This is a genomic window from Variovorax glucosi (assembly GCF_051216695.1).
Taxonomy (GTDB): domain Bacteria; phylum Pseudomonadota; class Gammaproteobacteria; order Burkholderiales; family Burkholderiaceae_C; genus Variovorax.
This window is the reverse complement of record NZ_JBPJZE010000004.1, coordinates 412,509-426,636: the sequence shown is the minus strand read 5'-3', so window position 1 is coordinate 426,636 and position 14,128 is coordinate 412,509. Positions and strand designations below refer to the sequence as shown.

At 64.9% G+C, this 14,128-nt stretch carries 12 protein-coding genes and 1 riboswitch; of the genes, 5 read left to right on the top strand and 7 right to left on the bottom strand.

The window, feature by feature from the left end; translation table 11 throughout:
* Positions 1-13 precede the first annotated feature (13 nt).
* Positions 14-131, bottom strand: a riboswitch (glycine riboswitch).
* Positions 132-239: 108 nt separating this feature from the next.
* Entirely contained in the window at positions 240-725 is a 486-nt protein-coding gene (locus ACSFA3_RS20365; RefSeq protein WP_435507307.1) for a cyanophycin metabolism-associated DUF1854 family protein, read from the bottom strand.
* Positions 722-3,025: a cyanophycin metabolism-associated ABC transporter gene (locus ACSFA3_RS20360; protein WP_435507306.1), complete on the bottom strand. Its 2,304-nt coding sequence runs from the start codon at positions 3,023-3,025 to the stop codon at positions 722-724. Before ACSFA3_RS20360 ends, ACSFA3_RS20365 begins: the two co-directional genes overlap by 4 nt.
* Positions 3,026-3,081: 56 nt before the next feature.
* On the opposite strand from ACSFA3_RS20360, the gene ACSFA3_RS20355 reads away from it, so the two are divergent.
* Positions 3,082-5,358, top strand: a complete 2,277-nt coding sequence (locus ACSFA3_RS20355) for a cyanophycin synthetase (RefSeq protein ID WP_435507305.1) — start codon at positions 3,082-3,084, stop codon at positions 5,356-5,358.
* Positions 5,359-5,368: 10 nt separating this feature from the next.
* Complete coding sequence (gene cphA, locus ACSFA3_RS20350) at positions 5,369-7,963, top strand: cyanophycin synthetase (RefSeq protein ID WP_435507304.1); 2,595 nt, start codon at positions 5,369-5,371, stop codon at positions 7,961-7,963.
* A 10-nt stretch (positions 7,964-7,973) separates the two neighbouring features.
* Here cphA and mntP read toward each other — a convergent pair whose 3' ends face one another.
* Positions 7,974-8,546, bottom strand: coding sequence for a manganese efflux pump MntP (gene mntP / locus ACSFA3_RS20345; RefSeq protein WP_435507303.1), 573 nt, complete (start codon positions 8,544-8,546; stop codon positions 7,974-7,976).
* A gap of 342 nt (positions 8,547-8,888) precedes the next feature.
* Here mntP and ACSFA3_RS20340 point away from each other — a divergent pair, with 342 nt between their 5' ends.
* Complete coding sequence (locus tag ACSFA3_RS20340) at positions 8,889-9,290, top strand: hypothetical protein (protein WP_435507302.1); 402 nt, start codon at positions 8,889-8,891, stop codon at positions 9,288-9,290.
* Positions 9,291-9,297: 7 nt separating this feature from the next.
* Here the strand turns inward: ACSFA3_RS20340 and ACSFA3_RS20335 are convergent, their stop codons facing one another.
* Positions 9,298-9,495, bottom strand: coding sequence for a hypothetical protein (locus ACSFA3_RS20335; protein ID WP_435507301.1), 198 nt, complete (start codon positions 9,493-9,495; stop codon positions 9,298-9,300).
* Positions 9,496-9,631: 136 nt separating this feature from the next.
* Positions 9,632-10,681 carry a patatin-like phospholipase family protein gene (locus tag ACSFA3_RS20330; protein WP_435507300.1) on the bottom strand — a complete coding sequence of 350 codons (1,050 nt, stop codon included), beginning with the start codon at positions 10,679-10,681 and terminating at the stop codon, positions 9,632-9,634.
* A 136-nt stretch (positions 10,682-10,817) separates the two neighbouring features.
* Between ACSFA3_RS20330 and ACSFA3_RS20325 the strand changes: the two genes are divergently transcribed.
* The gene (locus ACSFA3_RS20325; RefSeq protein WP_435507299.1) at positions 10,818-11,093 is read left to right on the top strand and encodes a hypothetical protein; all 276 of its coding nucleotides are present in this window, start codon (positions 10,818-10,820) and stop codon (positions 11,091-11,093) included.
* Positions 11,094-11,161: 68 nt separating this feature from the next.
* Here the strand turns inward: ACSFA3_RS20325 and ACSFA3_RS20320 are convergent, their stop codons facing one another.
* A complete protein-coding gene (locus tag ACSFA3_RS20320; protein ID WP_435507298.1) occupies positions 11,162-11,563 on the bottom strand; it encodes a GFA family protein in 402 nt (133 codons plus the stop codon).
* Between the two features lie 42 nt (positions 11,564-11,605).
* On the bottom strand, positions 11,606-13,507 hold the full coding sequence (gene glmS / locus ACSFA3_RS20315) for a glutamine--fructose-6-phosphate transaminase (isomerizing) (RefSeq protein ID WP_435507297.1): 1,902 nt from the start codon (positions 13,505-13,507) through the stop codon (positions 11,606-11,608).
* Between the two features lie 138 nt (positions 13,508-13,645).
* Between glmS and ACSFA3_RS20310 the strand changes: the two genes are divergently transcribed.
* Entirely contained in the window at positions 13,646-14,128 is a 483-nt protein-coding gene (locus ACSFA3_RS20310) for an Lrp/AsnC family transcriptional regulator (protein WP_435507296.1), read from the top strand.

The following is a 14,128-nucleotide window of genomic DNA, read 5'->3' as shown; positions in this document are numbered from 1 at the left end:
ACCAAAATCGGTAGCCGGCCCCACTGTCCTTTTGCCTGAGAGATTCACCGGTCGCGACGGACCGGTTTGCACCTTCGGCGGCTGCATGATCCGTCTGAAAACGGACTGCAACACTCTCCAGTTTGATTGATTTCTCCAGTACGGGACCTGAGCGTTTCGGGTTTGCGCCTACGGTAACTGCGCCGTTCGGCACGGTTTCTCCTGGATGGTGCAATTATCGCCAGCCTTCCGGCGTCAAGTCAAAGAAATCTCTCCAGCAGTTTGCGCGACGGGCGGTCCAGCGCTTTCGGATCGGCGACGCGGAACTGCAGCCCGTGCGAGCTGGCGATCAACAGCGAGCCGCCTTCGAGCCGCCGGATGTCTTCTTCCGCCTTCAGCACGAAAGTCGTGTCGCCACGGTCGGTGCCGATCGTCCAGGTGCTCGGCACGCCAAAGCTGGACACGCTGTGCAGCTTGAGCAGTTCCGGTGCGAAATCGCGCGCGGAAAGATCGGGAGCGAGAATTTCCTGCATGGCCGGCGGCAGCGCATCGGCACGGTCGATCCACAACCGCTCGCGACCATCCGAGCCGACCAGCGAAAGCCCTTCGCCAGGCGCGCTCAGCGGAAAAGCGCGCACCGGCACGACGCCTTCATGCCGCCGCCCGCGCGCATCGATCAGCACCAGCCGGCCGAAAGCGTCGCGCTCGAGTTGAAAATCCGTCGTCATCTTGTCGGTCAAGTTCATGCGTCCCCCGCCGGATGGGCCGCGTGGCCGGTCATGGCGACGGCGACACCCGCGCGCTCGTCGGCAACGCCCTGCGCCACGCCTTCGTCGTCGGCCGTGCGCAGTTGCGCCTGATACAGCCGCCAGTAGGCGCCCTGCTTTTCCATCAGCGCGTCGTGCGGCCCGACCTCGACGATCTCGCCTCGGTCCATCACCACCAGGCGGTCGGCCTTGCGCAGCGTCGACAGCCGGTGCGCGATGGCGATGGTGGTGCGGCCCTTCACGAGATTGTCGAGCGCCTTCTGGATTTCCTTTTCGGTCTCGGTGTCGACCGCCGAAGTCGCCTCGTCGAGGATCAGGATGCGCGGATCGATCAGCAGCGCACGCGCGATGCTGATGCGCTGCCGCTCGCCGCCCGACAGGCCCTGGCCGCGCTCGCCAACCAGCGAGTCGTAGCCGTGCGGCAGGCGCAGGATGAAATCGTGGGCATGCGCCGCACGCGCCGCAGAGACGATTTCCTCGCGCGTCGCCTCCGGCTTGCCATAGGCGATGTTCTGCGCGATGGTGCCGAAGAACAGAAACGGCTCCTGAAGCACCAGCCCGACGTGGCGCCGGTAGTCGGCCACGGCGAAGCGGCGGATGTCGACGCCGTCGACCACGATCGCGCCGTCGGTCACGTCGTAGAAACGGCAGATCAGGTTGACCAGCGTGCTCTTGCCCGAACCGCTGTGGCCGACCAGCCCGATCATCTGGCCCGGCTCTATCGCCAGGTCCATGTCGCGGATCACCGCCCGCGAGCCATAGCGGAAACCGATGCCGCGCATCTCGATCCGGCCCGACAGGCGTTCCAGCTTCACCGGATTCGCAGGTTCCGGCACGTTGCTGACGTGGTCGAGGATGTCGAAGATGCGCTTGGCGCCTGCCGCCGCCTTCTGGGTCACCGAGACGATGCGGCTCATCGAATCCAGCCGCGTGTAGAAACGGCCGATGTAGGCGATGAACGCCGTCAGCACGCCGACCGTGATTCGCCCGCGCGCCACCTGCCAGATGCCGAAGCCCCAGACGATCAGCAGGCCGATCTCGGTCAGCAGCGAGACGCTGGGCGTGAACAGCGACCAGGTCTTGTTGAGCTTGTCGTTGACCTGCAGGTTGTATTTGTTGGCGTCGCGGAAGCGGTCGGCCTCGCGCTTTTCCTGCGCGAACGCCTTGACCACGCGAATGCCCGGAATCGTGTCGGCCAGCACGTTGGTCACCTCGCTCCAGACGCGGTCGATCTTCTCGAATCCGGTGCGCAACCGGTCGCGCACCACGTGGATCATCCAGCCGATGAACGGCAGCGGCACCAGCGTGACGACAGCCAGAAGCGGGTTGATCGACACCAGGATGGCGGCGGTCATGACGATCATCAGCACGTCGGTCAGGAAGTCGAGCGCATGCAGCGACAGGAAGACGTTGATGCGGTCGGTTTCGGCACCGATGCGCGACATCAGGTCACCGGTGCGCTTGCCTCCGAAGTAGTCGAGCGGCAGCGTCAGCAGGTGTTCGTAGGTGGTGGTGCGCAGGTCGGCGCCGATGCGCTCGGAAACCAGCGCCAGCAGATAGGTGCGCGCCCAGCCCAGCCCCCAGCCGGCCAGCGCCGAGATCAGCAGCGCGCCGAGGAACATCGCGACCTTCTCGATGGCGATCTGCTGGCCGTTCTGGAACGGTATCAGGATGTCGTCGATCAGCGGGATGGTCAGGTAGGGCGGCACCAGCGTCGCTGCGGTGGAGGCCAGCGTCAGCAGGAAGCCGGCAAGCAATTGCTTCCGGTACGGCTTGGCGAAACGGCCGAGGCGCAGCAGCACCCAGGTCGAGGGCACGACCTTCTTCTCGGCTTCGAGCGCTTCGCCGAGGCCCGAGCGGGTCGTGTCGGCTCCGTCTTCGGCCGCGTTGGATGCGGCGCCTTCCTGATGCCGCTCGAACTCCTTCTGCAACCGCAGCGCCGCCGGCTGTTGTGCCAGCGTGTAACGCCAGCGAGCCAACCGACCGTTGGCGTCCATGAGGTCGAAAGTTCCGACGCCTGCGTGATCGGACACCACCAAAGCCAGTCCCGGATGCGACAAGGGCCAGTCGCGCCATTTGCCGCGATCGCCATTGGTTTCGCGGGCGATCAGGCGGCGATCCGTCATCGCGAGCAAGTCGTCGGCGAAGCGCAATTGGGGGTCGAGGTCAACCGTCAGGCTCGCCAGAACGTTTTCCGCAATTGTTAGCTGGTCTTTCAAACCGTCCGGCGCCGCCGCTACCCTGCCCTCCCGGGACTCGACTGGATCGTGATGTTGCATTGTGTTTCTGTGTCTTTCGCGTCGTGCCCGCTGATTCTGATTCATCGAACGTTTACATGACCCGTTTCGACGACATCCGCTTTCTGCGCACCTCCTATTTGCGCGGCCCCAATATCTGGACCTACCGTCCGGTGCTGGAGGTCTGGCTCGATCTCGGCCGGCTGGAGGATTTCCCGTCCAACCTGATAAACGGCTTCACCGAACGCCTGACCACGCTGCTGCCGGCGCTGATCGAACACCACTGCGGCGTCGGCGAGCGCGGCGGCTTCATCCAGCGCCTGACCGAGGGCACCTGGGCCGGCCATGTGCTGGAACACGTCGTCATCGAGTTACTGAACCTTGCCGGCATGCCGACCGGTTTCGGACAAACCCGGAGCACGTCGAAGCACGGCGTCTACCGCATGGTGTTTCGCGCCCGGGACGAACAGGTCGCCCGCGTCGCGCTGACCGAAGGCCACCGCCTGCTGATGGCCGCCATCAACGACACGGCTTTCGGCGCCGCCGAGACGCAACGCGCCGTCGACGCCGTCAAGGCCAAGCTGGAAGACTGCTATCTCGGCCCGAGCACCGCCGCCATCGTCGCCGCCGCCACCGACCGCGGCATTCCCCACATGCGCCTGAACGACGGCAACCTGGTCCAGCTGGGCTACGGCGCCGAACAGCAGCGCATCTGGACCGCCGAAACCGACCACACCAGCGCCATCGGCGAATCCATCGCCAGCGACAAGGAACTCACCAAGTCCCTGCTGCAGGCCTGCGGCGTGCCGGTGCCCGAAGGCCGGATCGTGGAAACCGCCGAAGAAGCCTGGGAAGCCGCCGAAGACATCGGCCTGCCGGTGGCCGTGAAACCGTCGGACGCGAATCACGGCCGCGGCGTGTCGCTCGAACTCACCACGCGCGAGGAAGTCATGGCCGCCTTCGCCGTCGCCGAGCCCGAAGGCAGCGACGTGATGGTCGAGCGCTTCGTGCGCGGCTTCGAGCACCGGCTGCTGGTGATCGGCGGCCAGGTCGTCGCGGCGGCACGCGGCGCGGTGATCAGCGTGACCGGCGACGGCACTTCGACCGTCGCTTCGCTCATCGACAGCCAGCTCAACAGCGATCCGCGTCGCGGCGCCGAGGAAGAATTCCCGCTCGACCTGATCGATCTGCCGACCGATGCCAAGCTGCAGCTCGAACTCAGGCGCCAGTCGCTCGACGGCGCTGCCGTGCCGGACGCGGGCCGGATAGTCACGATCCAGCGCAACGGCAATCTGGGCGTCGACTGCACCGATCTGGTCCATCCCGAAGTCGCGCATGCCGCCGTGCTGGCCGCGCGCGTGGTCGGGCTCGACATCGCAGGTATCGACCTGGTGGCCGAAGACATCGGCAAACCGCTCGGCGCACAGCGCGGTGCGATCGTCGAAGTCAACGCCGGCCCCGGCCTGCTGATGCACCTGAAGCCCGCGGTCGGCTCGCCGCGCCCGGTCGGCCGCGCGATCTGCGATCACCTGTACCCCGAAACCGACGAAGGCCAGCTCGCCGGCCGCATTCCGGTCGTCGGCGTGACCGGATCGCGCGACACCGCCGTGCTGGCGCGGCTGGTGGCCTGGCTGCTCGGCCTTGGCGGTCGCTACACCGGCCTGGCCTGTCGCGACGGCCTGTTCCTGGACCGCCGTCGTGTCGACGCCCGCGACAGCGCGCACTGGGAAGCCGCCCATCGCCTGCTGGTGAACCGCGCCACCGAAGCCGTGGTGATAGAGAACGGCGCCGCGACCATCCTGCGCGACGGCCTGGCCTACGACCGCTGCCACGTCGGCATCGTGACCGACCTCGGCGGTGCGGAGGCATTGGCCGAATTCGACATCGTCGAAAGCGACCAGCTGGTGCGGGTGATGCGTACGCAGGTCGACGTGGTGCTGGCCGAAGGCACCGCCGTGCTGAATGCCGACGACCCGCGCATCGCCGCGCTGGCGCCGCTGTGCGACGGCGCGGTCGTGCTTTACGCAGCCGATGCGCATGCGCCGGCACTCGTCGCGCACCAGGGTGCGGGCGGACGGGCGGTGCTGGTGCGCCAGGACCGCGTGGTGCTGGCGAACGGCAGCAGCGAATCGTTCCTGCCGGGCCTCGGCCGGCTGACCGTCTGGCGCGCCACGCACATCGGCGTGAGCATCGAGAGCCTGCTGGCGGCGGTCGCCACCGGCTGGGCGCTGGGCATTCCGCTGAATCTGATCGGCGCCGGCGCCGAAGCTTTCGAGGCCGACCTGCAGGCCGCGCTCGCTTCGCTGCAGCTGTCGCAGACCATCCCTTCCTCCGATGCGGCCGTCCAGGACGTTCGCGAAGCACAACTCGCCTGATCGCCGATCCATGGAAGTCACCCGCATCCGCGCCCTTCGCGGCCCCAATCTCTGGAGCCGCCATACCTCGATCGAAGCCGTCGTCAGCTGCCAGGGCACCGAAAACGCCGTCGAACAGCTCCACGGTTTCGAAACCCGCCTTCGCTCGCTGTTCCCGACCATCGGCGAGCTGCATCCGATGGTCCTGGGCCAGCCGCTGGCACTGGCTCACGTACTGGAGAACGCCGCGCTGGCGCTGCAGTCGCAGGCCGGCTGCGCGGTGGTTTTCGGCAATACCTCACGCACGCTGGAGGAAGGCGTCTATCAGGTCGCGGTGCAGTATTGCGAAGAAGCAGTCGGGAGGCGCGCGGTTGCGCTGGCCGTCGAGCTGATCGAAGCCGCGCTGCAGAAAGAAGGCGCCGCATTCGACGCCAACGCCGCGTTGGCCGAACTGCGCGATCTGGACGAATCCGAGCGGCTCGGCCCGAGCACCGGCTCCATCGTCGATGCCGCGACCGCTCGCGGCATTCCGCACCGCCGCCTCACGCGCGGCAGCCTCGTGCAGTTCGGTTGGGGCGTACAGCAACGTCGCATCCAGGCGGCCGAAGTCGACAGCACCAGCGGCGTCGCCGAAGCCATCGCGCAGGACAAGGAACTGACCAAGCAGCTGCTCGACGCGGCCGGCGTGCCGGTGCCGCGCGGGCGGCCGGTCGTCAGCGCAGAAGACGGCTGGGCCGCGGCGCAGGACATCGGCCTGCCGGTGGTCGTGAAGCCGCAGGACGGCAATCAGGGCAAGGGCGTGACGGTCAACATCGTGACGCGCGAACAACTCGACGCGGCTTATGCGTCGGCAGCCGAATACGGCGAGGTGATGGTGGAAAAGTTCCTGCCGGGCTTCGACTACCGGCTGCTCGTGGTCGGCAACCGGCTGGTCGCAGCCGCCCGCCGCGACCCGCCGCAAGTGATCGGCGACGGCATATCGACGGTGCGGCAGCTGGTCGACACCGTCAACCTCGACCCGCGCCGCGGCGAAGGCCATGCGACGTCGCTGACCAAGATCCGGCTCGACGCCATCGCCGTCGGCCGGCTCGAATCGCTCGGCATGACGCCGGACAGCGTGCCGGCGCTCGGCCAGCGCGTGGTGCTGCGGAACAACGCCAACCTCTCGACCGGCGGCACCGCCACCGACGTGACCGATACCGTGCACCCGGAAGTCGCCGCGCGCGCCATCGATGCGGCGCAGATGGTCGGCCTGCACATCTGCGGCGTCGACATGGTCTGCGAGAACGTGCTGCGTCCGCTCGAAGAGCAGCACGGCGGCGTCGTCGAAGTCAATGCCGCGCCGGGACTGCGGATGCACATCTCGCCGTCGTTCGGCCGTGGCCGCGATGTCGGATCGGCGGTGATGGACACGCTTTATGCGCTCGGCGACGACGGCCGCATACCGGTCGTCGCCGTCACCGGCACCAACGGCAAGACGACCACTGCGCGCCTGATCAACCACCTGTTCATGGCCAGCGGCCTGCGCACCGGCATGACCAACACCGACGGCGTCTGGGTCGACGGACGCCAGACCGACAGCGGCGACTGCAGCGGCCCGAAAAGCGCTCGCAACGTGCTGATGCATCCGGATGTCGAAGCGGCGGTGTTCGAAGTCGCGCGCGGCGGCGTGCTGCGCGAAGGCCTGGGTTTCGACCGCTGCGAAGTGGCTGTCGTGACCAACATCGGCAGCGGCGACCATCTGGGGCTGAGCTACATCACCACGGTCGAAGATCTGGCCGTGCTCAAGCGCGTGGTGGTCCGCAACGTGTCCGAGCACGGTTTTGCGGTGCTGAACGCGGCCGACCCGAACGTCGCAGCCATGACGGCTTCGTGCCCCGGCGGCACGATCTTCTTCACCGCCGACCGCCAGCATCCGGTGATGGCCACGCATCGCGCGCAAGGCAAGCGCACCGTCTACATCGATCACGACACGCTGATCGCAGCCGAAGGCTCGTGGCGCGAGCGCGTTTCGCTGCGCGACGTGCCGATTACCCGCAACGGCTCGCTGCCGTTCCAGGTCGAAAACGTGATGGCGGCGGTGGCCGCGGCCTGGGCCGTCGGCATGGACTGGGACACGATCCGCAGCGGTCTGGCAAGCTTCAAGAACGATGCGGCGGGCGTGCCCGGGCGCTTCAACATGATGGAATACCGCGGCGCCACCGTGATCGCCGACTACGGCCACAACACCGACGCCATGAAGGCGCTGGTGGCCGCCGTCGACACGCTGCCGGCCAACCGTCGCTCGGTCGTCATCAGCGGTGCGGGCGACCGCCGCGACAGCGATATCCGCGACCAGACCGCGATCCTCGGCGAAGCTTTCGACGACGTCATCCTCTACCAGGACGCCGCCCAGCGCGGTCGTGCCGACGGCGAAGTGATGGCATTGCTGCGACAAGGCCTGCAGGGCGCCGGTCGCACCCGCCATATCGAGGAGATCCGCGGCGAATTCATCGCGATCGACTTCGCGCTGGAGCGGTTGCAGCCGGGCGATCTGGCGCTGGTGCTGGTCGATCAGGTGGAAGAAGCGCTGGCGCATCTGGCCAAACGGATCGCCGAAGCGGCCTCGGTCGCTGAAAGCGCCTGACGATCCGCTTTCAACCCGCTGCGGTGAGGTGCTCGAACAAGATGAAGGCACCGATTCCGATCAGCAACACGCCGCCGATCGCCTCCGCCCACCGGCCGGCGACGTTGCCGAGCACGCGCCCGACCATCACGCCGAGCGTGACCATCACGAAGGTCGCGAGCCCGATCGACACGGCGATCGGCAAAATGCTAACGTTCAGGAAGGCCAGCCCGACGCCGACCGCCATCGCATCGATGCTGGTTGCGAAACCCGTGACTGCCAGCAGCCAGAAGCCGTGACGCGACGGCTTTTCGGCCTCCTCCAGGTTGGGCATGCGGGAAGCGGCAAGCACCATCCGCAGACCGAGCAGGCCCAGCAGCGTGAAGGCGATCCAGTGATCCCACACCTTGACGTATTCGGCCGCCGCATAGCCGAGAGCCCAGCCGATGAGTGGCGTGATCGACTCGATGACACCGAAGATGGCGCCGGTCCGCAACGCCTCGGACCAGCGCGGCTTCTGGAGTGCAGTGCCCTTTCCGACTGCGGCAGCGAAAGCGTCGGTGGACATTGCTAGCGCTAGCAAGGCGATGGCGGCAGGATTCATGGGGATCTTTTTTGTTCGGCCGGGCATGAGCACAGAGGCACGCCATCACTGCCCGACCTTGTCGTGCTGACGTGCCAATGGTCTCGCCAACCTGAACGGCTGCCGGCGCCACAAGATGCAGGGCATCTCGAGTGTGTTGACGCAGGCGCTTCCTGGAGCGGAAGCCGGCTACTCCCCAAAGGGACCTGCAGTTTAAATGCAAAAAGTAAGAATTCGGCCATGCGCATGAGGGATTACGCCTACATCGATAGCTGCCGCACCGATGGCCCGAATGCTGTGCAGTCCCGCGTGAGGCGACCGGGCGCTGCATCAAACTGTCACAACTCAAACAAGGATCGATCCATGAACAAGAGCTTTCGCACCCTCGGCCTCGCATTTTTCGTCGCTGGCGGATTGATGAGCGGGCCGGTTTTCGCGCAACCTGCCGCTCCAGGTACGGATGCCCGCATGCAGCGCGAGCGTGCCGCTTGCGATGGAAACCTGCAGGACCGTGCAGCGTGCCTGCGGGAAGCCGGTGCGGCTCAACAGGAGGCGCGTCGCGACGGGTTGACCAATCCGAGCCCCAGTGCGGAAGACCGCAATGCGCTGGACCGCTGCAAGCAGCAGCCGCCGTCGGGTCAGGCCGAATGCGAAGCCAGGATTACCGGTGTCGGCGCCGGAAAGACGACGACGGAAGGCAGTGTGATGGGTGGAGGCGTGATCCGCGAAACCGTGACGCCGGTCGCACCGCCGGCAGCGAAGTAACCGAAGCTCAGGCCTGGGCGCCGATGGCGGCGTGCGCTATCGCGATCGACGCGTTGGTCATGGCGCGCGCTCGTGGCGCCCACATTTCCGCGATCAACTCCGCCTTGTCGATGTGCGATCCGAGCTGCGTGTCGACGCGACCGCCGGACATGATGAAGTCCATCATGTCGGCGTAATCTTCGCTGTCGGTATGAATTGTTTGCATGAGTCAATCGTAGTGCGCGACCTGTCGAACAAGGCATCGGGCGGACGGTCTAAGCAGACGAGGGACCGCAGTTTGTCACGAAAGTCTTTCCAAAACTTAACCCGATAGTGTCCGACCGTTACGGTCGACTAAGCCGCTATCGATCGGATGCCACCGTTTCGGGCAATTCCGTCAGCGTCGACTCGAGACCGAGTGCATGGCCATGCGCCGACAGCCATGCATCGGCTGTTTCCCGGCCAAGCTCCCGCAGTTCCTCGATCTGCGACCAGCGCGTGTCGACCTTGCTCGCCGATCCGCGTCGCGTCAGCTCTTCGGAAGCCTCCATCAGGTGCAGATTGGTCGACGCCAGCGCCTGCATGTCCGGATCGCAGGACTCCATCCGGCGCGCCATCGACTGAATCCTGGTCAATGCCTTGAGGTCGCGCAACAGGCAGGCGTTGAAGCCTATGTCGCTCACCCGCGCCATGATGCCGGTGAGCGACGACGAAACGTCCTCATCCGCAAAAGGCGTGATCTGCACGATCAGGACATCGGTCGAATCGACATCGCCGAGAACCAGCGGCTCCAGCGCAGGATTGGCGGAGAAGCCTCCATCCCAGTAATCCTCGCCATCGATCTTCACTGCCGCGAACAGTTCGGGCAGACAGGCCGAAGCCATGATCGCGTCGAGCGTGATCTCGTCGCCGGCGAACAGCCGCGCGGCACCGGTCGATACCCGCGTCGCCGAGACATGCAGCGGCAGTGCATTCGGCAACGCAAGCGCCGACAGATCGATACTTTGCTCGACTACCCGACGCAGTCCGCGCATGTCGCGGATATGAGGAGTGAACGGCGCGACATACCGGCTCATCAGCTTGCCGACCTCCAGCGAACGCCGGAACCACGGATCGACCAGAGGCCCGCTCCACATCTCGTGATTGAAGGCCTTGAGCGGCGATCCGTTCGAAACCGCCTTCCACAAACGCTCGAGTCCGGCGAGCGCGCCGTCGCGACCGCCCGTGGCCATTCCCGCAACGAATGCCGCACCGTTGAGAGCGCCGGCACTGGCGCCGCTGATGGCGACGATGTCGACCTCTTCTTCGAGCAGACGCTCCAGCACGCCCCACGCATACGCGCCGTGCGCGCCACCGCCTTGCAGTGCGAGGGCGATTCGGGGTCGTCGGCTTTTCGTACTTCTATTGATCATGCAACGCTTCCGTTTTTGTCGAGCCATGGCCTGGAAACCTCGGTTGTGCCACTTCTCCCGGCTTTCGACTTAGGACGAAGGCTGCGAATCACGCAGGACGATGCAGGCCACTTGCGCGGCGTTGCGACGCGTCGAAATGATCGCCACAATCAAGATCATGGACGGCGTACTTCTTTCAGTCATGGCATTTGCGGCAATTTTCACCACGGTCTTCAGCGCTGCGGTTCTGCTGATCGCAGGGTCGTTGACCGCAGCAGCCTTGCTTCCTCGCGCCCATCCCGGAGGCGATCGCCTACGCGCTTTCGCTGGAAAAATTTCACGTTCTGTCTGGCATGTGACGTGTCGGCTCGATGCACTGATATTTGTCTGCGCACTGGTGCTGGCCGCGATTCTCACTTTCGTGTTTTCCTGATTCCGGCAATCGTTGCGCGAGCTCGACTGACTGTACATGTGCATTCAATGTTCCTGCACCCAATATATTCAGCCAGGAGCGAAAGTTTTGTATTGCGGCAAAGCATCAGAGATCTCATACCACGGGGCTTTTGAGCCGACAAATACGTGGCATTCAGGCATTGCGCCAGGATCGTCATCCAGAATACCAAGCGCAAATCCTAACTCATGCGGCTGTTTATCGAACTTGGTAAAAATGTTGGAGCCGCAGACCGAACAAAAACCTCTGTGTTCGCCCAGAGACGATTCGTAGAACCGAATCAGGTTCTCGCCACGAATCCATCTCAGATTTTCTGTAGCCACTCGGCCTCGCGCTCTAAAAGCCGTTCCGTGCGCCTTGCGGCACATTGAACAGTGACAGAACAGCATATTCTGAACAGGTCCGTCTATTTCCAACGCAATTCCCTGGCACAGGCAGCTTGCACGAAGCATAGTAAATTTCCCGCTAAATTCTTCCGAATAAATATTCGACCACTATTCCACAGTCACGCTCTTCGCCAGATTCCGCGGCTTGTCCACATCCGTTCCGCGCGCGCAGGCCGTGTGATACGCCAGCAGCTGCAGCGGCACCACATGCAGCAACGGAGACAGCGCGCCGTAATGCTCCGGCATGCGGATCACGTGCAGCCCTTCGCTGTTCTCTATATGTGTGTCGGCGTCGGCCAGCACATAAAGCACCCCGCCCCGCGCCCGCACTTCCTGCAGATTGCTCTTAAGCTTTTCGAGCAACGCATCGTTCGGCGCGACCGCAACTACAGGCATTTCGCTCGTCACCAGCGCCAGCGGGCCGTGCTTCAGTTCGCCGGCGGCGTAAGCCTCGGCATGGATGTACGTCACTTCCTTCAGCTTCAATGCGCCTTCGAGTGCGATCGGGTAATGCAGCCCGCGTCCGAGAAACAGCGCGTTCTCCTTTCGCGCAAAATCTTCGGACCAGCCGATGACCTGCGGCTCCAGCGCCAGCACCGACTGCAGCGCGACAGGCAGATGCCGCATCTGCTTCAGGTAATTCGTTTCTTCTTCGGCAGGAAGACGGCCTTTGGATTGCGCCAGCGCCAGTGTCAACAGGAACAGCCCGGCCAGTTGCGTCGTGAATGCCTTTGTCGACGCCACGCCGATTTCCACACCCGCCCGCGTGATGTATGCCAGCTTGCATTCGCGCACCATCGCGCTGGTCGCGACATTGCAGATCGTCAGCGTCTGTTCCATGCCGAGTGACCGCGCGTGCTTGAGCGCGGCCAGCGTGTCGGCGGTTTCGCCGGATTGCGTGATCGTGACGACCAGCGTTTTCGGGTCCGGTACCGAATCGCGGTACCGATATTCGCTCGCGATCTCCACCTGTGTCGGGATCTTCGCGATGCTTTCGAGCCAGTACTTGGCGGTGCAGCCGCTGTAGTAGCTGGTGCCGCAGGCCAGGATCAGCACCTTGTCGATGTCCTTGAACACGCGGTGCGCGCTGGCGCCAGTCTTGCCGTCCTGGCCGATGCCGTCGAAGAGTTCCGGCACGATGCCTTCGATACCCTCCAGCGTGTCGCCGATGGCGCGCGGCTGCTCGAAGATTTCCTTCTGCATGTAGTGCCGGTACGGGCCCAGTTCGACCGCGCCGCTGTGCGCCTGGACCGTGCGCACCGGGCGCTGGCCGTCGCCGACCGGCTTGTGCGCGCGGTCGACGATCCAGTACTTGCCCGGCTGCAGGTCGACCACGTCGCCCTCTTCCAGATAGACGATGCGGTCGGTCACGCCGGCGAGCGCCATCGCGTCGCTGGCCAGGAAGTTCTCGGTACCGTCCGCGCCGACGCCCAGAATCAGCGGCGAGCCGGCCCGCGCGCCGATCACGCGGTGCGGTTCGTCACGGCAGATCACCGCGATGGCATAGGCGCCGTGGAGCTGCAGCACGGCTGCCTTCACCGCGTCGAACAGGTCGCCGTCGTAGAGGCTGTCGATCAGGTGGGCGATGACTTCGGTGTCGGTCTGGCTCGCGAAGACGTAGCCCTTGCGCTCCAGCGCCGCACGCAGCGACTCGTGGTTTTCGATGATGCCGTTGTGCACCAGACCGATCCGCGCCTGCTTCACGACACCGACCGCATCGCTCGCCGCAACGCCCGGACCCAGGCTGAAATGCGGATGCGCGTTGTGCACCGCCGGCGCGCCGTGCGTCGCCCAGCGTGTGTGCGCGATGCCGGTCATGCCCTCGACGTGGTCTTCGCGGACCTGCGTGATCAGGTCGGCAACGCGCGACGTGGTGCGCGTTCTGGCTAGCCCGCCAGCGTGGACTGCGACACCGCAGGAGTCGTAACCCCGGTATTCGAGCCGCTGAAGCCCCTGGACGAGTACGGGAACGATGTTGCGATGAGATGCTGCGCCGACGATGCCACACATGAGAAGCCTGCTTTCTGGAGACGAATGCGGTCATGCTAGGCGCGAAGATGCGAAACGTGCTTTCTAAAAAGTCTGTATAAAGGAATTTAATTTCACCCACTACACATCGGGAAATTGAATTTCATAATCGACACTCAAATGAAATCCTTTGACTTCGACGCAGTTGATTTTCGTTTGCTCGATGCGCTTCAACGCGACGTGTCCCAGACCAACCAGCAGCTCGCCGCCGACCTGAACATCTCGCCGCCCACCTGCTTGCGCCGGGTCCAGAGGCTGCGCGCCGCAGGACTGATCGAGCGCGAAATCGCACTGCTCTCGCCCGAGCGGCTCAGCGCCGTGCTCGGCCACGGCCTGCAGGCAGTGGTGGAGGTGTCGCTCGACCGGCAGGACGCCGCATCGCTCGACGCCTTCGAAGCGCGCACGATCGCCGACGACGCGGTGCAGCAGTGCTGGCGCGTGTCCCCGGGTCCCGATTTCGTGCTGATCGTCGCCGTGCGCGACATGCCGGGCTACCAGGCACTGACGCAGCGGCTGTTCACGGCAGATGCGAACGTGCGGAACGTGAAGGCGTTCTTTAGTCTAAAGCGGGCGAAGTTCGAGCCGAAGCTTCCGCTGGGCTGA